Annotated in this window: 28 protein-coding genes; all 28 read right to left on the reverse strand. The window is 38.1% G+C overall.

What is annotated here, in order from left to right; genetic code table 11:
• Positions 1–60 precede the first annotated feature (60 nt).
• Entirely contained in the window at positions 61–1,059 is a 999-nt protein-coding gene (mreB, locus tag ACFQU5_RS07430) for a rod shape-determining protein (RefSeq protein WP_390286285.1), read from the reverse strand.
• Positions 1,060–1,323: 264 nt separating this feature from the next.
• On the reverse strand, positions 1,324–1,578 hold the full coding sequence (locus ACFQU5_RS07435) for a sporulation transcriptional regulator SpoIIID (RefSeq protein ID WP_036200116.1): 255 nt from the start codon (positions 1,576–1,578) through the stop codon (positions 1,324–1,326).
• A 440-nt stretch (positions 1,579–2,018) separates the two neighbouring features.
• Positions 2,019–2,678 (reverse strand): peptidoglycan DD-metalloendopeptidase family protein, encoded by a 660-nt coding sequence (locus ACFQU5_RS07440; protein ID WP_390286288.1) that lies wholly within the window; start codon positions 2,676–2,678, stop codon positions 2,019–2,021.
• Between the two features lie 67 nt (positions 2,679–2,745).
• Complete coding sequence (gene spoIID / locus ACFQU5_RS07445; protein WP_390286290.1) at positions 2,746–3,711, reverse strand: stage II sporulation protein D; 966 nt, start codon at positions 3,709–3,711, stop codon at positions 2,746–2,748.
• 424 nt (positions 3,712–4,135) lie between these two features.
• Positions 4,136–5,458, reverse strand: coding sequence for a UDP-N-acetylglucosamine 1-carboxyvinyltransferase (gene murA / locus ACFQU5_RS07450; protein ID WP_390286292.1), 1,323 nt, complete (start codon positions 5,456–5,458; stop codon positions 4,136–4,138).
• 680 nt (positions 5,459–6,138) lie between these two features.
• Positions 6,139–6,381, reverse strand: coding sequence for a DUF1146 family protein (locus ACFQU5_RS07455; protein ID WP_390286294.1), 243 nt, complete (start codon positions 6,379–6,381; stop codon positions 6,139–6,141).
• A 162-nt stretch (positions 6,382–6,543) separates the two neighbouring features.
• Positions 6,544–6,951: a F0F1 ATP synthase subunit epsilon gene (locus tag ACFQU5_RS07460; protein ID WP_390286296.1), complete on the reverse strand. Its 408-nt coding sequence runs from the start codon at positions 6,949–6,951 to the stop codon at positions 6,544–6,546.
• Between the two features lie 24 nt (positions 6,952–6,975).
• Positions 6,976–8,391 (reverse strand): F0F1 ATP synthase subunit beta, encoded by a 1,416-nt coding sequence (gene atpD, locus ACFQU5_RS07465; protein WP_390286298.1) that lies wholly within the window; start codon positions 8,389–8,391, stop codon positions 6,976–6,978.
• 117 nt (positions 8,392–8,508) lie between these two features.
• On the reverse strand, positions 8,509–9,372 hold the full coding sequence (atpG, locus tag ACFQU5_RS07470) for an ATP synthase F1 subunit gamma (protein ID WP_390286300.1): 864 nt from the start codon (positions 9,370–9,372) through the stop codon (positions 8,509–8,511).
• A 55-nt stretch (positions 9,373–9,427) separates the two neighbouring features.
• Positions 9,428–10,936, reverse strand: coding sequence for a F0F1 ATP synthase subunit alpha (gene atpA / locus ACFQU5_RS07475; protein WP_390286302.1), 1,509 nt, complete (start codon positions 10,934–10,936; stop codon positions 9,428–9,430).
• A 27-nt stretch (positions 10,937–10,963) separates the two neighbouring features.
• A complete protein-coding gene (locus tag ACFQU5_RS07480; RefSeq protein ID WP_390286304.1) occupies positions 10,964–11,497 on the reverse strand; it encodes a F0F1 ATP synthase subunit delta in 534 nt (177 codons plus the stop codon).
• Positions 11,494–12,015 (reverse strand): F0F1 ATP synthase subunit B, encoded by a 522-nt coding sequence (gene atpF / locus ACFQU5_RS07485; protein ID WP_390286306.1) that lies wholly within the window; start codon positions 12,013–12,015, stop codon positions 11,494–11,496. Before atpF ends, ACFQU5_RS07480 begins: the two co-directional genes overlap by 4 nt.
• A gap of 204 nt (positions 12,016–12,219) precedes the next feature.
• Positions 12,220–12,432 carry a F0F1 ATP synthase subunit C gene (gene atpE, locus ACFQU5_RS07490; protein ID WP_036200106.1) on the reverse strand — a complete coding sequence of 71 codons (213 nt, stop codon included), beginning with the start codon at positions 12,430–12,432 and terminating at the stop codon, positions 12,220–12,222.
• Between the two features lie 74 nt (positions 12,433–12,506).
• On the reverse strand, positions 12,507–13,220 hold the full coding sequence (gene atpB, locus ACFQU5_RS07495; protein WP_390286308.1) for a F0F1 ATP synthase subunit A: 714 nt from the start codon (positions 13,218–13,220) through the stop codon (positions 12,507–12,509).
• A 30-nt stretch (positions 13,221–13,250) separates the two neighbouring features.
• Positions 13,251–13,622: an ATP synthase subunit I gene (locus ACFQU5_RS07500; RefSeq protein WP_390286310.1), complete on the reverse strand. Its 372-nt coding sequence runs from the start codon at positions 13,620–13,622 to the stop codon at positions 13,251–13,253.
• A gap of 524 nt (positions 13,623–14,146) precedes the next feature.
• Positions 14,147–15,268 (reverse strand): non-hydrolyzing UDP-N-acetylglucosamine 2-epimerase, encoded by a 1,122-nt coding sequence (gene wecB / locus ACFQU5_RS07505; protein ID WP_390286312.1) that lies wholly within the window; start codon positions 15,266–15,268, stop codon positions 14,147–14,149.
• Between the two features lie 235 nt (positions 15,269–15,503).
• A complete protein-coding gene (gene upp / locus ACFQU5_RS07510; protein WP_390286314.1) occupies positions 15,504–16,133 on the reverse strand; it encodes a uracil phosphoribosyltransferase in 630 nt (209 codons plus the stop codon).
• Positions 16,134–16,920: 787 nt separating this feature from the next.
• Positions 16,921–18,180: a serine hydroxymethyltransferase gene (locus tag ACFQU5_RS07515; RefSeq protein ID WP_390286316.1), complete on the reverse strand. Its 1,260-nt coding sequence runs from the start codon at positions 18,178–18,180 to the stop codon at positions 16,921–16,923.
• Between the two features lie 119 nt (positions 18,181–18,299).
• Entirely contained in the window at positions 18,300–18,857 is a 558-nt protein-coding gene (locus ACFQU5_RS07520; RefSeq protein ID WP_390286318.1) for a TIGR01440 family protein, read from the reverse strand.
• Between the two features lie 9 nt (positions 18,858–18,866).
• Positions 18,867–19,304, reverse strand: a complete 438-nt coding sequence (rpiB, locus tag ACFQU5_RS07525) for a ribose 5-phosphate isomerase B (RefSeq protein ID WP_390286320.1) — start codon at positions 19,302–19,304, stop codon at positions 18,867–18,869.
• Positions 19,305–19,598: 294 nt separating this feature from the next.
• Complete coding sequence (locus ACFQU5_RS07530) at positions 19,599–20,894, reverse strand: methyl-accepting chemotaxis protein (RefSeq protein ID WP_390286322.1); 1,296 nt, start codon at positions 20,892–20,894, stop codon at positions 19,599–19,601.
• Entirely contained in the window at positions 20,894–21,343 is a 450-nt protein-coding gene (locus ACFQU5_RS07535; protein WP_390286324.1) for a low molecular weight protein arginine phosphatase, read from the reverse strand. The genes ACFQU5_RS07530 and ACFQU5_RS07535 overlap by 1 nt, the downstream gene beginning before the upstream one ends.
• 23 nt (positions 21,344–21,366) lie before the next feature.
• Positions 21,367–21,873 (reverse strand): manganese efflux pump MntP, encoded by a 507-nt coding sequence (locus ACFQU5_RS07540; protein ID WP_390286326.1) that lies wholly within the window; start codon positions 21,871–21,873, stop codon positions 21,367–21,369.
• Positions 21,874–22,185: 312 nt separating this feature from the next.
• Complete coding sequence (locus ACFQU5_RS07545; RefSeq protein WP_390286328.1) at positions 22,186–23,220, reverse strand: L-threonylcarbamoyladenylate synthase; 1,035 nt, start codon at positions 23,218–23,220, stop codon at positions 22,186–22,188.
• A 97-nt stretch (positions 23,221–23,317) separates the two neighbouring features.
• Positions 23,318–23,938 carry a stage II sporulation protein R gene (locus ACFQU5_RS07550; RefSeq protein WP_390286330.1) on the reverse strand — a complete coding sequence of 207 codons (621 nt, stop codon included), beginning with the start codon at positions 23,936–23,938 and terminating at the stop codon, positions 23,318–23,320.
• A 45-nt stretch (positions 23,939–23,983) separates the two neighbouring features.
• The gene (prmC, locus tag ACFQU5_RS07555) at positions 23,984–24,844 is read right to left on the reverse strand and encodes a peptide chain release factor N(5)-glutamine methyltransferase (protein ID WP_390286332.1); all 861 of its coding nucleotides are present in this window, start codon (positions 24,842–24,844) and stop codon (positions 23,984–23,986) included.
• Positions 24,834–25,910: a peptide chain release factor 1 gene (gene prfA / locus ACFQU5_RS07560; protein ID WP_390286334.1), complete on the reverse strand. Its 1,077-nt coding sequence runs from the start codon at positions 25,908–25,910 to the stop codon at positions 24,834–24,836. The genes prmC and prfA overlap by 11 nt, the downstream gene beginning before the upstream one ends.
• Positions 25,911–26,073: 163 nt before the next feature.
• Positions 26,074–26,646, reverse strand: a complete 573-nt coding sequence (locus tag ACFQU5_RS07565; protein WP_390286336.1) for a thymidine kinase — start codon at positions 26,644–26,646, stop codon at positions 26,074–26,076.
• Positions 26,647–26,960: the final 314 nt, after the last annotated feature.

Below are 26,960 nucleotides of genomic sequence, written 5' to 3' on the forward strand. Positions count from 1 at the left end.
TCATTTCTTGCAACTTTACAAGACTTCAACAGAATCTTCCTATAATTCAGATGGATGCTCTTAAATACGTGATCCTGGAGAACGGTCGATGTTATCCAGCATTAAACCTGTCCCAACAGCTACACAATCCATTGGGTTTTCGGCTACAAATACAGGAACCTTTAACTCCTGTGTCAGTAATTGATCCATGCCATGTAATAAAGCACCGCCACCTGTGATGCAAACACCGCGATCAATAATATCAGCTGATAATTCAGGTGGTGTTTTTTCTAGTACATTTTTGGCTGATTGAACAATTAGTGAAACCGACTCATGTAAAGCTTTTTCGATTTCAATCGAGTGGATTTCTATAGTTCTTGGTAATCCTGTTACCATGTCACGCCCGCGAATTTCCATTGATTCTTCACGGCTGCCCGGATAAACGGTACCGATATTCATCTTGATGGCTTCAGCCGTACGTTCACCGATTAACAGTTTATATTGTTTTTTTATGTATTGCAGAATATCGTTATCAAAAACATCTCCAGCTACCTTGATTGACTCGCTTGTAACGATATCGCCCATAGAAAGAACAGCTACGTCTGTAGTACCGCCGCCGATATCTACCACCATATTGCCGCTCGGTTGGAAAATATCCATGCCCGCACCAATTGCAGCTACTTTTGGTTCTTCCTCTAAGTATACTTTTTTGCCGCCAGATTTCTCCGCAGCTTCTCTAATTGCTTTTTGTTCCACGCTAGTAATGTTTGTTGGACAGCAAATAAGAATACGTGGCTTTGAGAAAAATCCCTTCAAGTCTAACTTATTTATAAAATATTTTAACATAGCTTCAGTCACATCGAAATCCGCAATTACACCATCTTTTAATGGACGAATTGCTACAATATTCCCAGGGGTACGACCGACCATTTGACGTGCTTCTTCACCAACAGCTAATACTTTTTTCGTATTCTTATCGATTGCAACAACAGATGGCTCATTCAATACAATTCCTTTTCCTTTCACATAGATGAGCACATTTGCCGTTCCTAAATCAATCCCAATATCTTTAGAAAACATTTAATAATTTCTCCTTCCTGCCAATTCCAACATTATACACGTGCTAGTATATACATTTATCTAGATTATTTTATCATATTCACATACCAATTACACCTTTATTTATACTGGAAGTGGCTGGTGCAATACGTACCTGACACACGCAAAATTCAAAGATAATTCTGAAAATTCACTATTGTGTGTTTGCCAGGCACTCAAAGCGTTTTAGGCACACATAGTAAAAAAGCACTTAGTTGACTTTTGAAAGCCAAACTAAATGCTTTTTCAATAGTTTTGGGACTGCCATTTCTTGCGTGTCGCCTCTCCTCCTCGTAAATGACGAATTGATTTGTGATATGCTAAGATTTCTTTGACTTCATTTGCTAATTGTTCATTAACTAAGAATAATCGTTCAGTTAGGTCTTTATGAACAGTACTTTTGGAATAACCCGTCATTTTCGCGAGGACACGAACCGTTTCACCTGTTTCAATAAGCAGCTCCCCAAGTCGAACGCAGCGATGCCGAATGTGCTCGTGCACGTTCTCTTCCTTTCTATCGGATATAAGAATGTGCCGTTTTGCTAACGAGAGGTGTTTTTTTCGACGTGTTTATATTGTGAGTGTTTCATGGACGTTTGCAACTAGCGATTTAACGTTTATTCACAATATGAGGTTTTTCGAAATTTCAGAACTATTTTTTACAAGAAAACTTCAAAAACGCCCAATAATCTCCTGAGACGTAAGAAAAGTGAAAAGGTTTCACGTCTTTGAGCATTCATTGGGCGTTCATCATTGCTTGTACAATTTTATTGATCTTCAACTGCAATACACGAACTTATTGCCTGAACCTTTGAGCATTAAGCCTAGCATGCAATTTTGAAGATGAGCAGCGTTTACCAGCTGCTTATCTTCGGTCACAAGAATTGGGCAACAAAAGGGTTTCCACCTCAATTTTCAAAGAGATGGCAAAGTTTCATTCATTAGAAAGCTAAGAAATTTCGTGGGTTAACATGTTCTCCATCTTGCAGCACTTGGAAGTGGAGATGGATTCCTGCTGTTGGATTCCATTCATTTTCGATTGTAGTAGCTAAAGGTTGACCTTGAGTTACTTTATCGCCTTGTTTTACTAGTATGTCTGAAACAGAGCTGTAACGTGTTTCCATTCCATTCGGATGTGTTAACACGATTTCATTTCCAGTAAATTCATCAAGTTTTACTTCAGTTACCTCGCCGCTCATGGCAGCAAGTACTTCAAATGGCTCGTTGTTCACAGACAAGGATACTCCCGATGAAGTAGAGAATGTTTGATTAAACACTAAAAGTGCCTTTTCTCTCGTTTCTGCATCAGCAGTTACATCATAGAAGTCTTGCAAAACTTCTAAGCTGTCTAATGCTTCTTCACTGAAAGGATATTTCAAGTTTTCAGTGCGAGCATTTGTCTCAATGACTGTTGAATCCTCAGAAGCCGTTCCATCTTGGACCACTTCTGTTTCTTCCTCATCCCCAATAAGCGCATTATAACTGAAAATTAGACCGATTAATACGACAGCAATCGCTGCATAAACTGACGGCCAAAACCATGGCTTTTTTTGCCAACCGTTTTTGTTAGGAGAAGCCTTAATTTGTTTTTCTTCTCTCATGTTCATCACCTCTGATTGAAGTGTGAACAATATTTTACATTTCTATTCACTTTTTGGAAAAAAATCCTTAATTTTCACAATTTATTTTTTCAATGCTTGTATTTTGATAGTAATGATTAATAATTTCATGGGCAGTAGAACCATTATCCGCCATTGCATCTGCTCCATACTGGCTCATGCCGACACCATGTCCGTAACCTTCTGTAATAACGGTGACTTGTCCATTTTGTGCTTTGATTTGGAAATCCGTAGAACGTAAGCCTAATAGAGTTCTAAAATCACGGCCTGTCCACTCATGCCCTTTCAAACTAACAGTCTCTACCCTCCCGGTATTATTTTTTTGCAAACGAATCTGTTTAATTTCCTCTATTGTCGATTGTGTATTTAATTTGCTGTTCCATTCTTCAATTGTAAAAGTGGACGTAGTTTCATAATTATCCGCATATTGAAAATCAGTACTCGAAACAGATTGCAGGTAAGGCAGTTCTGTACCACTATAGTTCACAGAGCTCTCTGTCATTCCATTACTCATCGAATGGAACATCGCTGTTATGAGTTCTCCATTATATTGAATAACCTCACCGCGTGTACTTTCAACAGCCTCACGTACTTTCTTTTCATAATCCTCATATGCATCATTCCAATTTTCTTTCCTAGTATCCTCATCATAAAATACTTGTTTGGCAACTGTCGGTTCAATTTGGGCTTGTCCAAAGTTTGTTGACTTCAACACATAGGTCCTTGCTGCAATAGCCTGGGCTTTTAATGCTTCAAGATTAAAACCAACAGGCATTTCTGCAGCTACTACTCCTACCACATACTCTTCCAGATCAATAGGAATATCACTCCCACTCACCTGAATCGTAAGGGCGCAGGCATTGGCAGATGTGTTTGTTGTCGCCGACTTTTGTGGAGCTGCTTCAGATTTTTGTTCAGACTTCATGAAAAGAAAAGGAAAGAAAAAAAGTGCAATAACAAAGCCTATGACTGATACGACCATTATTGGGTTCTTATAATTTTTTATTTTTTTCATACATATTACTTATGCCTGGAATCAAGGAATTATATCTGTATTTATTATAAAAATTTGAATGGCAAAAGAAATACTTATATAGAAACTGATTAGGTGAACGGTTTAAGCACTAATGGAGCTCGAATAAACATGTCATGATCTCTACGACTTCTCTTAGGACAAACACGATGTTGGTCATGCTGCCAAGAGCAGCAGCGGTTTATTGAAAGGCCAACCACTTTTTATAAAGTACGCAACTTAACTTAAATAGGCTACGTCTCTTAGTTAAATAACTTTCTTTGTAAAAAGAAGTTTAATCTTAAAAAAACGACAAAATCTTTTTTAAGATTTTGTCGTAAAATTTTCACATTATCAGTTCTAATTGTTCTTTTAGGTACGTATGCTTGATTAAAATGAAAATGTACCTGCTTCTTTAAAGATTAGGTTAAATTTCAACAACCTGTTCTTTAGATTCTGCATTTATCTCTTCTACTATTAGTTCATCATCATTTACACGTTCGATGATGGCACCTAAAGAAGCTAATTTTTTATGGAAATCAACATATCCACGATCTAAGTGAGTTAACTTCGTGACACGTGTTATCCCTTCAGACACAAGACCAGTTAAAATTAGTGCTGCTGCAGCACGTAAATCTGTTGCTGAAACTTCAGCACCCTGTAATTTAACAGGACCTTCGATGAATACAGTACGACCTTCAATTTTAGCTAAGGCGTTCATACGGCGGAATTCTTCTACATGCATGAATCGATTTTCGAACACGGTCTCAGTAATAATACTAGTACCATCCGCTGTTAATAATAACGCCATCATTTGAGCTTGCATATCTGTCGGGAAACCAGGATGAGGCATTGTTTTCAGATCTACAGCTTTCAGTGGATGATTTGCACGGATTCTTAATCCTTCACCCTCTTCAATTACTTCTACACCCATTTCACGTAATTTCGCAATTAAAGCAGACATATGCTCTGGTACTGCATTTTCAATGAAGACATCTCCACGCGTAATAGCTGCTGCAACCATAAAAGTACCCGCTTCGATACGATCAGGAATGATGTGATGAGTTGTACCACCTAATTCTCTTACTCCTTCTATACGGATTGTATCCGTACCCGCACCGATTACACGGCCACCCATTCCATTTATAAAGTTCGCTAAGTCAACAATCTCTGGCTCTTTAGCTGCGTTTTCAATAATTGTTGTCCCTTTCGCTAAAGCAGCGGCAGTCATAATATTCTCTGTTGCTCCTACACTTGGGAAATCTAAATAGATATCGGCACCCTTTAGTCCATCGACTGTTTTTGCTTCGACGTAACCATGGCCAAATGAGATTTTAGCCCCCATTGCTTCGAACCCTTTTAAATGCAGCTCAATTGGTCGTGATCCGATTGCACAACCTCCAGGTAATGCTACACGGGCATATCCATTACGCGCTAATAATGAACCCATCACTAATATGGAAGCACGCATTTTACTTACATATTCAAACTGTGCTTCACTAGATAGTTGTTTTTCTGCATTGATATGAATTTCATTTTTTTCTACGTTATATGCAACATCTGCATTTAGGCTTTTTAGTACTTCATTTATTGTATGAACATCCGCTAGATTCGGAACGTCTCTAATAATATTCTTATTCTTTGAAGCTAACAATGAAGCTGCTAGGATTGGTAGTACGGCGTTTTTGGCTCCTTCTACTTTTACGATACCTCGTAACTTCTGGCCTCCCGTAACGATAATTTTCTCCACAATTCGTCCCTCCGAATTCAATTGTCCAAAACTGTCAAACCTTGTTGATTGGTTATCATAATAGCCTTGGTGAATTTGCTGGCATTGAGCTTACCCGAACTTGTTCGAGATTGCTCGATTATTTTCGCCAATATTTTCATAAATCGCTAAAGGCTTTAACCCCATTCATCAAGTAACTTTTAATTTTTTGAATTTAATTTTCAACTTTTTTATTTCATATTTTGTCATGTAAGTAAAAATGAATGAAGTTATAATTCACAAAAACTATCAATATAGTACTGCTAAATGAATTGCTTAACAAGCATCCAAATCACTATTTTACCCTAAATTTTAATAATATTCTACAACTTATATTACGCTCATTTAAACATATTTGTGAATTTTATATGCCGTAATACTTCGAAAAAATTATTTAGCGCTTGCTTGATATATACCCAAGAAAAAAGTCCTAAAACATATTTCAACAATATTACCCAGGAAATATTCAAAAAACTATTATTTCGCCAAGTATTTGGCAATTCATCATAAAATACATATGAAATATTATTTGTTTTGCTTTGCATTTTTAAAAAGTATGTATTTGGAATAGAACTTCTTATATATATTATGTAACGAAAAACGAATTGTCATTTGTCCTTACAAGATATATAAATTGCCCTATTTCAACAGTTACCCTAATTTTAAGAAAAAATGTATGGTAATTGTCGTGACCAAGAGGTAAAGTCAATTAGAAAATTGGACACAGCCGATCCAATTGCGATACTTAATAAAATATAAATTAGCTGAATTTGAAAAACCTTTCCTTTTTTAAATAGTTGTTCTAATCGAAAAGCTTGTAAAGCGTAAAAGGTAATGGCAATAAAAAAGATATGGGAAACCAAACCCATAACGGCCTGAATACCTAAAGTTTGGTATACTTCCATTTCAAAACCTCCTCGAAGCTAAATTAGATTCTGTACATGCTTGCTACAAAAACACAACCCGACCAAAAAAGGTCGAGTTGTTGTAACATCTTTCACAGAAATGTAAAAGATATATCTATTCACTAAAAAAGCGGACAGTTACCCGTCCGCTTTTATATGAATTTACATATTACCCTCATGAACGCTGATACGATTAATCGCACGGTTTAAAGCTAGCTCAGCGCGTTTGAAATCGATGTCATCTTGTTTCTTTTGAAGACGTTGCTCTGCACGTGCAAGAGATTCTTTTGCACGATTAATGTCGATATTAGCTGCTAATTCTGCAGAAGGAGCTAATATTGAAATTTGTTCAGGACGTATTTCAATGAAACCACCACCAACGGCTACACGTTCTTGTGAACCGTCTTCTTTTTTAAGTGTAACAGCACCAATTGCAAGTGGGGCAACTGTAGGAATATGTCCTGGAAGAACCCCAATTTCACCTGAAACTGTTTTAGCGATAACCATTGCGACTTCTGAATCGTATACTGGGCCGTCGGGAGTAACAATATTGACTTTAACTGTCTTCATATTTTTGCTCCTTTCGTCCGCAGATTATACCTCTACGCCCATGCTTTTCGCTTTTTCTACTACCTCTTCAATGCTACCAACTAAACGGAACGCATCTTCTGGTAAATGATCGTATTTACCTTCAAGGATTTCCTTGAATGAACGAACAGTATCTTTTACGTTTACAAAAGATCCTTTTTGACCAGTGAATTGTTCAGCAACGTGGAAGTTTTGAGATAAGAAGAATTGAATACGACGAGCACGTTCAACTGTTTGCTTATCTTCGTCAGATAACTCGTCCATACCTAGGATGGCGATGATATCTTGTAATTCGTTATAACGTTGTAACGTCATTTGAACGCCACGAGCAACAGCATAGTGTTCTTCACCAACGATTTCAGGTGATAAAGCACGAGAAGTTGAAGCTAATGGATCCACCGCAGGGTAGATACCCATCTCAGATAATTTACGCTCTAAGTTAGTAGTTGCATCTAAGTGAGCGAAAGTTGTAGCTGGGGCTGGGTCAGTATAGTCATCGGCTGGTACATAGATCGCTTGGATCGATGTAACAGAACCTTTGTTTGTTGATGTAATACGTTCTTGCAAGTTACCCATTTCAGTAGCAAGAGTTGGTTGGTAACCTACCGCAGAAGGCATACGACCTAATAGGGCAGATACTTCCGAACCTGCTTGAGTGAAGCGGAAGATGTTATCGATGAATAAAAGAACGTCTTGTCCTTGCTCATCACGGAAGAATTCAGCCATTGTAAGACCAGTTAATGCTACACGCATACGTGCACCAGGTGGCTCATTCATTTGACCGAATACCATTGATGTTTTGCTAATAACGCCAGAGTCACTCATCTCGTGGAATAAGTCGTTCCCTTCACGAGTACGCTCACCTACACCAGCGAATACCGAGATACCACCGTGACCTTGAGCGATGTTGTTGATTAACTCTTGAATTAATACAGTTTTACCTACACCGGCACCACCGAATAAACCTACTTTACCACCTTTGATATAAGGAGCTAATAAGTCTACTACTTTAATCCCTGTTTCAAGGATTTGTACTTCTGTAGTTAATTCATCAAATTTTGGCGCTTCGCGGTGAATTGAATCACGACGAGCTGCTGTTGGAATTTCTTCTCCTAAGTCGATAACTTCACCTAGTACGTTGAATACACGTCCTAAAGTTACATCACCAACCGGTACAGAGATTGCTTGACCTAAATCTGTTGTTTCTGCTCCACGTTGTAACCCGTCCGTAGAAGACATGGCAATTGTACGAACAGAATCGTCACCAAGGTGAAGAGCAACTTCAAGAGTTAAAGTTTCAACTTCTCCATTACGACGCTCAATCTTAACAGTTAAGGCGTTATAGATTGCTGGTAATTGACCGTTGCTGAATTTTACGTCTACAACGGGACCCATTACTTGAATAACGTGTCCTATGTTCATTCTTGTGTACCTCCTATCGAGTTGGGTGTCCGAGCGGCTCGAATTGACTAACTATGTAAGGCAATTGATGATCCCGCTTTTCTTCCTTTTATAAACACTCGTTGGAGAGTAGCAGCCCTATTCTAAGGCTGCAGCTCCACCAACGATTTCTGTAATTTCCTGTGTAATCGCCGCTTGACGCGCACGGTTATATACAAGTGATAAATCTCTAACAATGTCGTTAGCATTATCTGTTGCTGTTTTCATCGCTGTCATTCGAGCAGCATGTTCACTAGCTTTACCATCTAATAAAGCACCATAAATCAAGCTTTCAGCGTATTGTGGAAGTAATACTTCAAGAATTGCATCACCTGATGGTTCGAATTCATATGAAGCAGATACGCCTTCTGAAGCTGGAGCTAAATCAGTGATAGGTAATACCTTTTTCTCAGTAACTTCTTGTGAAATAACACTGACAAAGTGGTTATAGTACATATAAAGTTCATCATATGTACCGTCAGCGAACATACCAACAGCTTTACGAGCGATTTGTTTCACGTCAGAGAATGAAGGTTGGTCCGGTAAACCAACAATACTATCTATTACGTTGAATTCACGTTTTACAAAATAATCACGAGCAACACGACCGACTGCAAAAATCACATATTCATCTTGTGATTTATGACGTTCTTTTAGCGTGCGTTCTAATTGACGTAAGATACTTGAGTTATATGCACCTGCAAGACCACGGTCAGAACCAATTACAAGATAAGCTGTTTTCTTAACTGGGCGAGATGTTAACATTGGGTGCGATGCATCAGTTGCACCTGAAGCGATTGCAGCAACAACGTCTTGTACTTTTTCCATGTAAGGAACATATTTCTTTGCATTTGACTCTGCACGTTTACTCTTAGAAGCAGAAACCATTTGCATGGCTTTCGTCATTTGACTCGTTTTCTTTGTTGAAGTAATACGAGTTTTTATTTCACGTAAATTTGCCACTGGTATTTCACCACCTTTTCGTTTTTAATCACAAAACACATTGTACGGACAGAACTTATTCTGATTTAGCAAAAGTCTTTTTGAACTCATTAAGAGCAGCTGCCATTTCAGCATCAGATGCAAGTTCTTTTGTAGTGCGAATATGATCTAAAACGTTTGTGTGGTTTACATCTAACCAGCTGTATAATTCAGCTTCGAAGCGAACGATATCTTGTACAGGGATATCATCTAAGAAACCACGAGTTAATGCATAAAGAATTGTTACTTGCTTTTCAACTTTGATTGGTTTGTTTAGGTCTTGTTTAAGAACTTCAACCGTACGCTTACCACGCTCAAGTTTAGCAAGAGTTGCTTTATCTAAATCAGAACCAAATTGTGCGAATGATTCAAGTTCACGGTAAGCAGCTAAGTCAAGACGTAGTGTACCAGCAACTTTTTTCATCGCTTTAATTTGAGCAGAACCACCTACACGTGATACAGAAAGACCGGCGTTGATCGCTGGACGTACACCTGAGTGGAATAGATCTGCTTGTAAGAAAATTTGCCCATCAGTGATTGAGATAACGTTAGTTGGGATGTATGCAGAGATATCCCCAGCTTGTGTCTCAACGAATGGAAGTGCTGTAATCGAACCATTTTGATATGTTTCGTTTAATTTCGCAGCACGTTCTAATAAACGACTGTGTAAGTAGAATACGTCACCAGGGTAAGCTTCACGACCTGGAGGACGACGTAATAATAATGAAAGCTCACGGTAAGCTGCTGCTTGTTTAGATAAATCATCATATACGATTAATACGTGTTTACCTTGTAACATGAACTCTTCAGCCATAGATACACCAGCATAAGGAGCTAGGTATAATAATGGAGCTGGTTGAGAAGCAGATGCAGTTACTACGATTGTGTAATCTAGAGCACCGTTTTTACGAAGTGTTTCAACAACACCACGAACAGTTGATTCTTTTTGACCAATCGCAACATAGATACAGATCATATCTTGGTCTGCTTGGTTAAGGATTGTGTCAATTGCAATTGAAGTTTTACCAATTTGACGGTCCCCGATGATTAACTCACGTTGACCACGACCGATTGGTACAAGAGCGTCAATCGCTTTGATACCTGTTTGTAATGGTTCGTGTACAGATTTACGAGCCATTACACCGAAAGCTGGGCTTTCGATAGGACGAGATTTTGTAGTATTGATTGGGCCTTGTCCATCCACTGGTTGACCAAGTGGGTTAACAACGCGACCAATTAGTTCTTCACCAACTGGTACTTCCATAATACGGCCAGTTCGACGTACTTCATCGCCTTCTTTAATGCCTAGGTAGTTACCTAAGATAACGATACCAACGTTACCTTCTTCAAGGTTTTGTGCCATACCCATTACACCGTTAGAGAACTCTAATAATTCTCCGGCCATGCAGTTGTCGAGGCCATGAGCACGAGCAATACCGTCACCAACTGTGATTACAGTACCAACTTCGCTTACTTCTAGATCAGATTGATAGTTTTCAATCTGCTTTTTTATCAGCACGCTGATTTCTTCAGCCTTGATGCCCATGAATGTCACCTCTCACATTTCTTTTAATTAACCAACTAACGTACGTTTAAGATTATCTAGCTTGCTAGCTACTGTGTTATCAAAAATGTAGTTACCGATTTGAACACGAACTCCACCAAGAATTGATGGTTCGATTACGTTTGTAATAGTAAGTTTTTCTTTACCCACCAATTTACCGAAAGAAGAAGAAATTTCATCTTTTTCCTGATCAGTAAGTGCGCGCGTAGAGAAAACTGTTGCTTCAGCAGAACCTTGAGCTTGTGCTGCTAGTTGTTTAAAGCTTTTCGCTAAATTTCCAATCTCATTAAAACGCTTTTTTTCAATAAGAAGTACAAGCGTATTTACTACGATTGGATTTGCATTAGCAAAAACTTCAGCAACAATTTGTTTTTTGCGTTCAATTGAAAATTTAGGAGTTGTAAGTAGTGAAACTAACTCAGGAGTTGTTTCAATCCCTTTCACTAACTCTTCTAAATCAGCGTTAACTTCCGCAACAATTTGTTTTTCCAATGCTAATTGAAACAAAGCTTCAGCATAACGATTAGCTATTGTCGAACTCATTTCGCTTCGCCTGCCTTCGCAATCGTTTCTTTAATTAGTGCGCTATTGTCCTCTTCAGAAATTTCTTTCCCAAGAACTTTAGATGCAGCAAGAACTGATAATGAAACGACTTCATCACGAACTGCAGCGATTGCTTTTTCTTTCTCAGTTTCGATTTCACGAACAGCTGATTCTTTTAAGCGATTCGCTTCAGTACGAGCCGCAGTAATAATTTCATCACGTTGAACTTCGCCTTGTTTTTTAGCACTTTCAATAATTGCTTGTGCTTCTGTGCGAGCTTCTTTTAAAAGAACTTTTTGTTCTTCTAAAGCTTTCGCAGATTCGATGCGAGCGTTTTCAGCTGCTTCGATTTCTCCTGCGACTAACTCTTCACGTTGTTGCATAATGCCCATTAATGGACCCCAAGCGAATTTCTTAAGCAGCGCCATTAAAATTAGGAAGATTAAAAGTGTTGCTAATACATCCCCACCATTAAATCCGTGGGCACCAGCACCTAGTACTAGGTAATCCAAATTCACGATTGTTTCACTCCCTTCAAGAGCTATCAAAAATTATATAGTTCCGTATAAGTTCATCTATTAGACGATCGAAACATTTTATAAGATCTATGTTTTGTACTTCTTTACTTTCAAGTTAATAAAAGACTTGCATTTTAAACAAAAGGAATGGCGAAGCTTCTTCTTGTGGAATCATCTTCGCCACATGTAATCTTGAGCCGACAATTATCGGTTCATTACGATGAATGCTACTACTACTGCGATGATCGGTAGGGCCTCAACTAATGCTACCCCGATGAACATTGTAGTTTGAAGAACGCCACGAGCCTCTGGTTGACGAGCGATACCTTCTACTGTACGTGAAACGATAAGACCGTTACCAATACCTGCACCAAGTGCACCTAAACCGATTGCGATTGCTGCTGCTAATAAACCCATTGAATATTTCCTCCTTGGAATTGTTTGTTATTTTTTGTTTTAAGCATCTAATGTTTTACACTAAAAGCTTTATATTAATGGTCTGCACTCACTTTGTGAGATAAGTAAACCATTGTTAACATTGTGAAGATAAAGGCTTGGATAAAGCCAATGAAGATAGAGAATCCTATCCACGCCATACCAGGGATAAGACCACCTAGGAAGCCTACTACTCCTGTTCCGGCAATACCTGCAATTAAAGCAAGTAAAATCTCACCAGCGTAGATGTTACCGTAAAGACGAAGACCCAGCGTTAATGTGTTCGCAAATTCCTCGATAATTTTCAACGGTAATAAAAATGACATTGGTTGGACGAATGTCCCGAAATAATGCTTAGTACCACGCATCTTGATACCATAGTAAGTTGCTAAAACAGTAATCATTGATGCTAAAGTTAAAGTTACTGTAGGGTCGGCAGTTGGTGATTTCCACCATAGATAACCATCGTAACTGATTCCCGAAAACGGTAAACCTAATAAGTTTGCTACAGCGATAAACATAATTAGGGTAATCCCTAAAATATGGAATCTACCACCAGTTTTCCAATCCATGTTGTTTTTGATGATTCCTTTAACGAAATCCATCACCCATTCCATGAAGTTTTGCATCCCCGTTGGTTTAAGCTTTAGGTTGCGTGTTGCAATAAACGCGATTAAAAATACGATAATTGCTGTAACTAGAAGCATTAAGACTGTGGATAAGTTGAAAGTTAAAAAGCCTATCTCTAGCTCTGGAGCTAAATGATCCATTCTTGCATTCACCTCACTTTCTTTGTTACGTTATTTGTTTTTAACCGACGATACGATTACTCCTATAAATAGGAAAACGTATGGAATCATTAGCCCTATCACTGTGCTAATTAGATGAAAATATTGTGGCAACGTAATTGCGATAGCGACTGCTGCAATACCTGATCCAAAGCGTAAAGCTGAACCGAGTGATACTGTTTTTTTCCCTTCACTAATGGAACGATCAAACTTGTCCATTCTTCGAACAAGAATCCAAAAGTTATATGTACCAAAGCAAGCACCGACAGCAATACCAGCAAATACTGGAGGGTACGAGGTAAATCCCCATCCTAATGCACAAAGAGCGAGCAAAAAAAATAACGCTTTCTTCTGCATAGCGAAAATGTGATGCAAATCTAGCATTGGCAATTTATCTCCCAAATCTTTTTCGAGTAAAGTTTAAATCGTTCTCTACTTTTGGAATCAAGCGTTGCGAATGATTTACAGGCGTTTTCAACTATTGTCGAATAAACAAAAGAAAATAGTAAAATCTCCTCGTTTAAATGAGAATTTTCTATTATTCAAAGTTCTCTTTGCTGTAAACTCATAAATGCCAGACGCCTGAAAACGTTGCAAATTGACGTTGAATAGTTTCAACTGTCAATCTAGTAGAAACTTGATATAACAAGTGTTTAGGGGGTTAATTGTTCCCATTAAACCCTTATCATTCTTACCCTTTGTAAGCATACAATAGGGGTAAATTGATGTCAATTGGTTCAGGTGAAAAACTTCACAAGAACTGAAATGTTGTCAAATTCTTGACAAATTTGTGTTAGAAATAAAAACAAAAAGATTAAAACTACTTTCTTTAGTAAATAAAATAGACTTTTCATCAAAATTTTGCCAGAAACATCATTTTAATAACAACATTTCTGTAATGAGCCTTATTATTGACCTTTTTCGAAGAAACTAATCAACGCTTCTACAATACGTTTCGAGGCATGGCCATCTCCATATGGATTAGACGCTTGTGCCATTGATTCATAAGCAGCGCCGTCCTCTAATAATTCTTTAGCCAACTTATAGATTGTTTCTTCTTCTGTACCCGCCAGTTTTAAAGTTCCTGCTGCAATACCTTCCGGGCGTTCCGTCGTATCTCGCAATACTAAAACAGGTTTTCCTAAAGAAGGCGCTTCTTCTTGTACACCACCAGAATCCGTCAAGATCACAAACGAACGTGCAGCAAAGTTATGGAAATCAAACACCTCTAGAGGCTCAATCAGATGAATGCGAGGTTCATTTCCTAAAATTTCATCTGCTACTTCCCGAACAGCTGGATTCAAATGAACAGGATATACAACTTGAACGTCTTCATGCTCAGCTAATAGTCGTTTTATCGCCTTAAACATATTACGCATTGGTTGTCCAAGGTTTTCCCTGCGATGAGCAGTTAGAAGAATCATACGGTCATCTCCTAATTTTTCTAAAACCGGATGGCTATAGTTTTCACTAACAGTTGTTTTTAATGCATCAATTGCTGTATTTCCTGTAACAAATATCACTTTTTCTTCTTTATTTTCTTTCAACAGATTTTCTTTCGAGTTTTCAGTTGGAGCAAAATGTAAATCTGCCATAACCCCAGTCAGTTGGCGATTCATTTCTTCTGGATAAGGTGAATATTTGTTGCCTGTACGCAATCCTGCTTCAATATGGCCGATTGCAATTTGATTATAGAATGCAGCCAAGCTTCCAACAAAAGTAGTCGTTGTATCTCCGTGAACTAAAACAATATCAGGTTGTGCTTCCTTCATTACACGATCTAAGCCATGAAGAGCATTTGTCGTCACATCAATTAATGTTTGACGATCCTTCATAATATTTAAATCGTAATCAGGTTTAATATTAAATGTCTCTAATACTTGGTCCAGCATTTGACGATGTTGAGCAGTAACTGTCACAATTGACTCAATTTGTTCAGGGTGTTTCTGTAATTCCAAAACAAGCGGGGCCATTTTAATCGCTTCCGGTCTTGTTCCAAAAATCGTCATTACCTTCCATTTTTTACTCAATTGAAATGCACCGTCCTTCAAATAGTTTACGACCTTCCTATTATAAGAGAAGGTCGTATTTTAATTAATGTTATTAGATGTTTGGTTAGGTTGGCGGATGTTTTTCTAGAATTAGAGTGAAGTTTATCCGCTAGTTATAGAAGTTTATCCGCAGATTTGAGAGAAATATCCGCCAGTTTCACCGGTATATCCGCCATTTTTTTAATTATTTCCGCCGCAATAAATTTTAGTGGAATTACTTAGTGCCAAATAAGCGGTCGCCAGCATCCCCTAAACCAGGAACGATATAACCGTGGTCATTTAATTTTTCATCAAGTGCTGCGATATAAATATCTACGTCCGGGTGTGATTCTTGGATGGCTTGTACACCTTCTGGAGCTGCAATTAAGCACATGAATTTAATATTTTTTGCACCACGCGTTTTTAATGAATTAATCGCTTCTACTGCTGAACCACCCGTTGCAAGCATTGGGTCAACGATGATGAAGTCGCGTTCTTCCACATCAGCTGGAAGTTTTGCGTAGTATTCAACAGGTTTTAACGTTTCTGGATCACGGTATAATCCGATATGTCCAACTTTAGCAGCTGGAATCAGTTTAAGTACACCGTCAACCATCCCGATTCCCGCACGCAAGATTGGAACAATGGCAATTTTTTTACCAGAAAGTACTTTTGTTTTTGAGACTGTTACTGGTGTTTCAATTTCAATTTCTTCTAGTGGCATATCTCGCGTAATTTCAAAAGCCATTAATGTTGACACTTCGTCAACAAGCTCACGAAATTCCTTTGTTCCCGTGTTTTTATCACGAATATAAGTTAACTTATGTTGGATTAATGGGTGGTCAAATACATATACTTTGCTCAATTGATTTCGCTCCTTTTTGTAACCTGACATTAAGCGAGATTTCTCCCAACTAAATGTAGCTTCACTGTATCTAGCCTAGTATATCAAAAAAAGTCATAACATAAAACAATATGTCGAATGGGTTTTTCGGAAGTTCTATGTCTTTTCGGATACTCTGCGTGCTGGCGCTTGTAGTTAATTCGAGGATGTATGCAGTGTAATTTGTTTTGTTTCGCTAGATGAACCCAAGCAATTGACGTGTTTCCTTGGTTAGCGGTTTCTTTATGTTTATGCGGGCATAGAATTTAGAGGTTTCTTTTGATAGAGGGATTACTCGAGAGTTTAGACTAGTTTTCTTTTCTTCGGGTTCGGTATTTTATTCGTTGGTGTTTAAGTGAAAATGCTTCTTGTGAGCTGATTTTGATACTTTGATTATTAAACTGTCCTCGACAATGCTTAGAGATTACTGAATAAGTTGATTTATTGATAATGTTTGAGCTTGGATTCGCCACTATACAAGTTCTAATCGGACAAATCGGAGTTATTGGAGCAAGGATTCGTCACTATACAAGCTCTAATTGGACAAATCAGAGTTATTGGAGCTTGGATTTGTCACTATACAAGGCCTAATCGGACAAATCAGAGTTATTGGAGCTTGGATTCGCCACTATACAAGTTCTAATCGGACAAACTTCTAACGATTTTCTCCTACATTCTATCTATCTCATAAAATTAGTGGTTATCTAACTCATCACTAAAAATCTGCGCAAAAAAAGCTAGTGAGTGATTTCCTCACTAGCTACAACCATTAAATATTTGTTACTAACTCTTCGTAGATTGGGTATTTATCAGTTAGTACTTTTACGCGGTCTGTTGCTTCTTGTTTTACTGCTTCGTCTTCTGGATTTTTAAGAAGTTTCGCAATGATTAAACCTACCTCTTTCAGGTCTTCTACTTTGAAGCCGCGGCTTGTTACAGCTGCCGTTCCAAGACGGATACCAGAAGTTACGAATGGTTTTTCTTCATCGTAAGGGATTGTGTTTTTATTTGTTGTAAGTCCTACTTCATCAAGCACTTTTTCAGCCACTTTACCAGTTAGTCCAACTGATTTTACGTTTACTAATAATAAGTGGTTATCTGTACCACCAGATACAAGCTCTAAACCTTCAGAAACTAAAGTTTCAGCAAGTGCATTTGCATTAGCTTTAATTTGCTTCGCGTAATCTTTGAATTCCGGTTGTAATGCTTCCCCAAATGCTACAGCTTTTGCAGCGATTACGTGCATTAATGGACCGCCTTGAATCCCAGGGAATACGGATTTATCAATCTTTTTACCCCATTCTTCAGAAGTTAAAATTAATCCACCGCGAGGACCACGTAATGTTTTATGTGTAGTAGAAGTTACGAAATCTGCGTAAGGTACTGGAGATTGGTGTTCGCCAGTTGCTACTAAACCTGCAATATGAGCCATGTCTACCATGAAATATGCGCCAACTTCATCAGCAATCTCACGGAATTTTTTGAAGTCAATTTCACGTGGATAAGCAGAAGCACCAGCAACGATTAACTTTGGCTTATGTTCTAAAGCTTTTGCACGAACATCTTCATAATCAATTACATGAGTATCTTTTGTCACACCGTATTCTACAAATTTATATTGTACACCAGAGAAGTTTACAGGAGATCCATGAGTTAAATGACCACCATGTGAAAGGTTCATACCAAGAACTGTATCGCCTTGTTCAAGCACTGTGTAGTATACAGCCATATTTGCTTGTGCACCGGAGTGCGGTTGAACGTTTGCATATTCAGCGCCGAAGATCTGTTTCACACGATCTCGAGCGATATCTTCCACAACGTCCACATGCTCACATCCACCATAGTAACGTTTACCTGGGTAACCTTCAGCATATTTGTTTGTTAATACTGATCCTTGAGCTTCCATAACTGCTTCAGAAACGATGTTCTCTGATGCGATTAATTCGATGTTAGCTTGCTGACGTTTTTTCTCTGCTAAAATACCTTCTAATACCGCGTTATCTTGTGCTGCAATTTTTTCATAAGCCATTGTCTAAATCCCCCTAAAATTCTTTCATTTTTTTATTAATGAAAAATCCTATTTTCGGATTTTTATCCCAAATTGATACTACCTGATCTAACTTTTCTGTATATTCGTGTGTATGTGAGCTATTCTACAGTTCTATTGTAAGAAGCCCTTTCTCCACCGATTAATTTTGGACGCGTTTTTGCTATAGTAACAATCGCTTCCCCAATTTGACGAATGGACGTCCGAACTGGAATCGCCACTTCTTTTAGATGCATCCCTATAAGCGTTTGCCCAAGATCAATGCCAGCGTGTGCACGAACATGTTCAACAACAACCGGATTTTCTAGTTTTGTGTAAGCATAGGCAGACATTGAACCGCCTGCACGTTTGACAGGAACGACTGTAACTGGTTCCAATGAATACATTTGAGCTGCTTTTGCTTCCATTGTCAAGGCGCGATTAATGTGCTCACACCCTTGGAAGACTAAATAAAGATTATGTTTGTTAGCAAATTTCGAAAACTCTTCAAACAGTATTTCCGCTATCTCGATGGCACCGGAAGTACCAATGCGGGAGCCGGCTATTTCAGATGTTGAGCAACCGATGACGAAAAGCTGGTTTGGTGCAAAACTTACCTGTTGTTCTAATTCATATAGCAACTGGGACAATTGTGATTGTACTTGTTGTAATGAAGTCATGGTAACCTCTTACCCTTCAAGCTCTGTAATTTTTTCAATTCGGCGCGTATGACGGCCACCTTCAAACTCTGTACCTAACCAAGCTTTTACGATTTCAACCGCTAAGCCAGGACCAATGACACGTTCACCCATTGCTAAAATATTTGAATCGTTGTGACAGCGAGTTGCCTTAGCACTGAACACATCATGAACAAGTGCACAACGAATGCCTTTTACTTTATTTGCAGCTATTGACATACCGATGCCAGTTCCGCAAATCAATATTCCACGTTCAAATTCACCACTTGCTACTCCATCTGCTACCGGCTTTGCAAAATCAGGATAGTCAACTGAATCACTAGACTGTGGACCAAAATCCTGATAGCCAATGTTAAGTTCATCTAATAGTGACATAATTTCTTTTCGTAAGTTATTTCCACCGTGGTCTGAAGAAATTGCAATTTTCACTACGTTACCTCCTAGTGTGTATTGTCATGAACAGTTTACCACTAAATTTGAAATAATTACATGTATTTTATAAACTTTTATATAATATTTTAACCGAAATACGAATATTAATGTTTATAGAGTAATATTCGTTCATATTTTGACCTAAAATCCTTGAAATTTCTTTCATATAATTCGTGTTTGAATTGTTTGGGTGCCAGGCGCACAAACAATTCCTGTACAATTCAGAAAACTTTCCGTGGGATTCTCACACAAAAAAAAACCTCATGCCATCAAAGCATGAGATTTTGTCTATTAGTTCGAGCGGTCGAATTGTTGGATCATTTTGTATAGTTCTTCGGATTGGCGCTTCAAATCTTTGGATAGGTTTTCGACTTGTTCGATTGCATAGGCTTGTTCTTCTGTTGATTCACGAACTTCCTGGGCTCCAGCCGAAGTTTGCTCAGCGATTGCCGCCACTTCCTGGGATTGGCGTGCAGTTGTTTCGATGTTGACCATTTGTTTTTCTACTAGTTGGGAAATCGTCACCACTGCATCCGCCATTTCCCGCACACTGGTAGCCATTCCTTCTACAGTTTCTGTAGTTTTTGAAACCTTCGAAGATTCCTTTACTGCAAAACTTACTTGTTCATTCATTTGGTTTACAACAATTGCTACATTTTCTTGCATTGTTTGAATTAAACTAGTAATGCCTTGTACCGCTTTTGCACTTTCGTCCGCTAAACTACGAACTTCTTCTGCAACGACTGCAAAGCCTTTACCATGTTCTCCAGCACGCGCTGCTTCAATGGAGGCATTTAGGGCTAAAAGATTTGTTTGTGCCGCAATATCCCCTACCAATCCGATGATGCGTTCAATTTGTTCCGCATTCTTTTCAAGCTGATGAATATTGCCAAGGGCTTTTTCATTGCCTTGTGCAATTTGTTGGATACTCGACACTAATCCTTGAATCGAATCTGTTGTAGTTTTTAAGTTATGTATAATTTCCTTGGAGTGATTGGCCGAATTAAGTGCACGCGTATTTACTTCCGATGCTAACAATCGTACATCCTCAATCGCTTCGGCAGTATCTTGAACAGCAACGGCTGAACCTTCTGCACCTAGGGAAATTTGGCTGACTGTCTGCGCAATCCCTTCCGCTTTGCGTGAAGCAGATGATGTTTGTTCCGACAGTTCAATGATGATTTCGTTCGTTTTGTTAAAGTTGCCTTCGATACTTTCCACCATTTGTCGAAGGTTTGTCACCATCAATTGGAACGCTTCAGCAACGGATGCGATTTCATCACGAGAGTTTGGCACATTCACCTCTCGCCCTATTTTCCCCTCTGCTACTAAAGTTGCTGATTTTTCAAGCTGTTGTAACGATTTTATTAAAATGACACTGAATATAGCTGCTAAGATACAAGACCATGTGATTCCTAGAACGTATGTAAGAATTTCAAAAACTCTTTTACTTTCAATAAACTGCGAGAAGAATATTGGGTGAAGATAGTGTATAAATACAAAACTCGTTGAATACGTAACGAATGCTAATATACCTACAAATAAAACTAATTTTTTGCGTAAGCTGAATGTTGTTTTATTCTTCATTATTTAGAGTTACCTCCAGAAATTTTCATCACTAATTCGTCTATTAATCGGTTTAATTCTAGATAAGTATGTTTGTACGTAGTAAGATCGCCGCCAAACGGATCGGAAACATCTTTAGAGCTGAAGGGAACTACGTATTCTTTCAGTGTAAATGTTTTGCCTTGAGCATTCGGATAAGAAAGCAAAATCATATTTTTGTGAGCTAGAGTCATTGTTAAAATTATATCTGCCCATTCAATATCCTCTTGCTTTACTTGGGAAGTAATATGAAAATAGGGTATTTGCTCCTGTTCAATTATAGCTTTCGCATTCTCTGAAATTTCTCCTCCTTCCAATGCATAGATACCTGCTGACTTCACTTGTACCCCGTCAAGTTTTTTATTACTTAAAATAGCTTCTGCCATAGGACTTCTACATGTATTACCCGTACAAATGAAATAAATATTCACGTGCGTCCACTCTTTCTTTTAAATTATTCGATATGATAAATGAATGTATAAACACTAATGATAATTAGCGCCATACCTGCGATCCATTTTAGAGCATCGCCTTTTATTTTCAGACGACTTTTTGCCAGATATAAAGAAATGTAAGATAGTGCAAAAGTCCATATACCTGCACTGAGGATAAATAAATACTTTTCTAAATTTAGCATACCAAAAGATATGCTTACTGAAAAGGTGTCTAAACTTGCTGTTATTGCTAAAATTGTGATAGGAATCACGATTGTTTGACGATTTCTTGTCGAAAGGATCAACTGTAACCCAATCGAAAACAGTAAAATACTCGAAACTAAATTGGACCATTGCAGAAGAATATTTACCATCCAACTTCCTACTGTAAAACCAATAATCGGGAAAATCATATGTAGAAGAGCTGTCCACATTGATAGCAAGAACCGCTGCTTTACATCTGGTAGCAGTAAATAAAGAGCCACTACATCTAGTGCTACAATAAGTCCCGTAAGTATTTCTTGCAAAAACACTCCTCTTTCCTTTATAAGTTTTATACTATCTTATGCCCCGTCCTAATTCATTATCAATGGAATCTTGTCCATCTTGCATTAAGTGCAAAACGCCTACATAATTTAATAAAGTTGTATATTGAGACAATCCTCTTAGTCTACTTAAATTGCATTGAATTTATTAATAAAAAGCCAAACTAAGTTTACAAAAAAACAATCTGAATACACAGTTTAAATAGACCCCATGAATGAATCAATTATTATCCATTTTTATCCAAAAATAAAAAAAGCTTCACTTTTGTCCCAAGACAAAAGCAAGCTTTTATTTTATCGGTTATACCATTTACCACCAGCAGCTTTTTCTAGTCGATTCATGATGGCTGCACCAACGCCTTCTGTTGTTGTAGTTGTAGCTAATATAAGGGTTGCTTCCGTTTTATCGCACGCCCTAAGATCGTCGTATAATTTCGAGCTCATCATTTCTTTGTCACCCTCAACTCCATAAGGAAAGAAATAATGTGCACCTACATTATCAAAGGATTGCGGAGCAAGAAGTGCAACCTTTTCTCCTTCATTTTTCAGCTTCGAAATTGCATTGCCAACAATTGACTGATCACTTTCAATTAAATAGACAGGTGCATTCGGAGCGTAATGTGTGTATTTCATACCAGGAGCTTTAGGCGTTGAATCCAGCTTTTCTTGTGTTTTTGTCGGTTGGATTACTTCCCCGATAACCTCTTCCAGCATTTCTTTTGTCACTCCACCTGGACGCAGGATTACTGGTGGATTTACGGTCACATCAAGTACGGTTGATTCGATTCCAATACCTGTTTTGCCTCCATCCAAAATTAGAGGAACCCTTCCTTGCAGGTCTTCTTCCACATGAGAGGCTTTCGTTGGGCTTGGTTTCCCACTTCGATTTGCACTCGGTGCTGCAACGGGCTTTTTAAGCTTTCTTAATAATTCTAATGCTACCTCGTGGTTTGGCATCCGCATTCCAACTGTACTAAGTCCTGCTGTAACACTTGGTGCCAGCACTCCTTCTTTAGCTTTCATAATCACAGTCAATGGGCCCGGCCAAAATGTATCCATCAACTTCAAGGCATTTTCAGGAATTTCCTCTATATAATTCGAAACTTCTTCTATTGTTCCAATATGTACAATTAATGGGTTATCTGAAGGACGGCCCTTTGCTTCAAAAATCTTTTTTACGCCCCTCTCATTTGTTGCAACTGCTCCCAGACCATAAACCGTTTCAGTTGGGAACGCCACAACTTCCCCATTATTTAATAAATCCACAGCTTGTGCATAACTTTTCTCACTATTCAAATTATTATCCACACGCATACGTATTGTTTCCATGGACTCCCCACCTTTTTTAATAATTCCTAGGCAATCTTAGAAGATTATGTGGATAAACCTGTTAAAAGTGCATAACTTTCTGAATATTGTTGATAACTTACGCAAAAAGTTTTTTTACCCATTCCCAAACAATAAACGTGACTTTTGATTTTTCCTCTTCTTCTTCATCTGCTTTTTTTGCTTCTTCTTCGTCTTTATCCTTATCAGCCGAGCGTTCACAAACATTTGCAAAGATACTGCACCACCAGTTATCCCCTCGACCTTCGCCAATAGTAAGAACAAGCGAGTTATAATGATATTGTGGATAAAACATGTTTGCCTCTAATTTTGGTGGTATTAGGTTTTCCCCCATATTGATTTTTACTTCTTCAGCTGCATAATTTTTTTCCACATAATTTGTAAGTTGTGCATAAACTTCATCATTTTCAGAATTGGCTTGTTCATTTTTTTGGATTTGTGTGAAGAAAGGTGTTAAGTTTTCCACCATTTCTGTTTTTAGTTGTTGATCTGCATCAGTATTACTATTTGCCACAACACGAATTTTCAAACTATCATCAACCAAGTTACTTCTAGTTTCATAGACTTCTTCAATTACATTCGGTACCAAAATAATAGAGCAAACTATAGCCACTGCAAAAGCTACTAATTTTAATAGACTTACTATTGGATGAACGTTATTTGTATTCTCAACTCTTGTAATCTCGTAATCGTTTAACATATTAAAATCCCTCCCTGACATCATAATGGTCAGGAAGAGAGATCTTTATACATCGATTTCACAAAAAACAATTCGATTTTTTTGATTTATATCTTTTACGATTTCAATTCTACCTTGTGGAAAACTAGATTTGAAGAAATTCGCTACAGCTTCACCCTGTGTATAACCTATTTCAACACCGATTAAAGCGCGCTTTTTTACTAGATTCGGTAATTGTTCTGCCAGTTTTCTGTAGAGGATTAACCCATCTTCTTCTGCAAAAAGTGCGGAATGGGGTTCATGCTCTAAAACGACCTCGGACATTTCCTTAGCTTCATCAAATGCAATATAAGGCGGATTTGATAAAATAACATCCCACTTTTCATTTTCAATAGGTTCCGTTAAATCCCCCAGACAGAATTCAATGTCTGCCTCCAGATTTTGCCCATTGATTTTTGCCGTTTCAAGTGCCGCCTCCGAAATATCAGTAGCTACCACTTTTGCAGTTGGCCATTCTTTTTTCATGGTAATTGCAATGGCGCCACTACCCGTTCCAATATCAGCAAGCTTCAGTTCAGTTTGATCACCGAAAAGCTTCTTCATTCGTTCCAATGTCCCTACAATTAACTCCTCTGTTTCTGGACGCGGAATTAACACGGATTCATCGACTTGAAAAGTCCTTCCATAGAACTCTTCAATACCTGTTATATATTGTACTGGGCGGCCGGTCGCATGTTCCTGTACATCCTTTTGAAATTGAGTCCATTTTTCTTCATCTATTTCATCGTGCATTCGCATCATCAAGCCCGAGTAATTCGTTTCATAAAGGTGCTGCATAAGCAATCTAGCAGCATTTTCGTCACGACCTTTTTCAACTAAAAAAGAAGAAGCCCAATTCAGGGCCTCAAAAATTGTATTATGCTTCATCGTTTAAATTAGCAAGTTTTGAAGCTTGCTCTTCCAGCATTAAAGCATCAATGATTTCATCAAGCTTACCTTCCATGATAATATCAAGTTTTTGAAGGGTTAAGCCGATACGGTGGTCAGTGACACGATTTTGTGGATAGTTATATGTGCGAATACGTTCTGAACGATCTCCTGATCCAACAGCAGATTTACGAGTTGCATCGATTTCTTTTTGTGCTTCTTGCATATACTTATCTGCAACACGAGCACGTAAGATCTTCATCGCTTTTTCACGGTTTTTAATTTGAGAACGCTCATCTTGCATCGAAACGACAACACCTGTCGGAAGATGGGTCATACGAACAGCAGACATCGTTGTATTTACGGATTGCCCACCTGCACCAGACGATGCAAATGTATCTACACGAATATCTTTTTCATGTATTTCAACATCTACTTCTTCAACTTCCGGTAAACATGCAACCGTTGCAGTAGAAGTATGGATACGCCCTTGTGACTCTGTTGCTGGTACACGTTGAACTCGGTGGGCACCGTTTTCGTATTTGAATTTCGAATAAGCGCCTTGACCGTTGATCATGAAAATGACTTCTTTATAGCCACCCATTGCATTTGGTGTGGCTTCCATAATATCGATTTTCCAGCTTTGCGTTTCTGCATAGCGTGTATACATACGGAACAGGTCGCCGGCAAAAATATTTGCTTCGTCTCCACCAGCTGCCCCGCGAATCTCCATAATAACGTTTTTATCGTCGTTCGGGTCTTTCGGTATAAGTAGAATTCTAAGACGCTCTTCTAAATCAGGTATGCGGCTATTTAATTCATTGAATTCTTCTTTCACCATTTCATGCATTTCGGGATCTTTTTCAATATCCAGCATTTCTTTCGTATCTGCTAGCTGCTGCTTTACCTCTTTATATTCGCGATATACCTCTACCATCGCTTGAATATCCGATTGCTCTTTTGAATATTCGCGAAGCTTTTTACTATCGCTCACGATATCTGGATCGCTTAGGAGTTCATTTAATCTTTCATAACGGTCTTCAACCGCTTGTAATCGATCGAACATGGGTTCACCTCTAATTTATTAGTATCATTATTTATATCGTATTCCTCTTCAAAGGAACATGCAATCTACTTTACCTTTAATTCTTCCGTATTTATGAAAGTGATTTCCATAAATTATATATGTCAAATGATTAAAAACCAAGTCTTTACCTAATTGTTATTCTTTAAAGTGGTGGATTTTCATGACATTGGCGGCACACAGGATAATATGCATCATTCCCGCCGATGTGTATTTGCTCCCCTGTGTAAACAGGCTTCTTATTCTCATCTACACGCAAATTCATCGTTGCTTTTTTATGGCAGAACCAACAGATGGTTTTCATCTCTTCAATTTTATCTGCATAAATGAGCATATAACGGCTGCCTTCAAATAGTTCATTTTGGAAGTCATTTTTTAAACCAAAGCCCATCACCGGAATTTTTAAATGATCGACTATTTTGGCTAATTGCAATACATGTTCTTTGGATAAAAATTGCACTTCATCTACCAAAACGCAGTAAAGCTGTTGTGGATAGTTTTTTACATATTGGAATAAATCCGTATCATCGAATACTGGTATCGCCTGGCGCTTAAGTCCAATACGGCTTGATACATATCCTACTTCATCTCTTGTATCGATGCCTGAAGTAAAGATTAATACTGGCTTATCTTGTTCTTCATAGTTATGTGCAACTTTTAGAATTTCAATAGATTTTCCGCTGTTCATTGCCCCATGTTTAAAAAATAATTGCGCCATTCCAACTAACCTCTTTCTAAGTTGTGCTCATTTTCCTTAGTTAACAATATCTAACACATGAAAAAGTGCCTTGAGATGATTTACTCAAGGCATACTTATTTGAAATATCCTCTATGTACATAGTATATCGCATTTTACACAGTTTCTACAATTATTCCTTGAAAGTCTACAATTTGAGTTCATTAATACTTTAAAAGAGTTTAGTTATAATAAAAATTCTAATAAAGGTGGTATTTTTGTGCCCGTGCTAAGGCCACAATAGTTTGCCATTCTAAACTTTCCGGATGTATTGCACTGCTTAACGTTCTTTTGAA

This window comes from Ureibacillus sp. GCM10028918, assembly GCF_042666115.1.
GTDB lineage: Bacteria > Bacillota > Bacilli > Bacillales_A > Planococcaceae > Ureibacillus.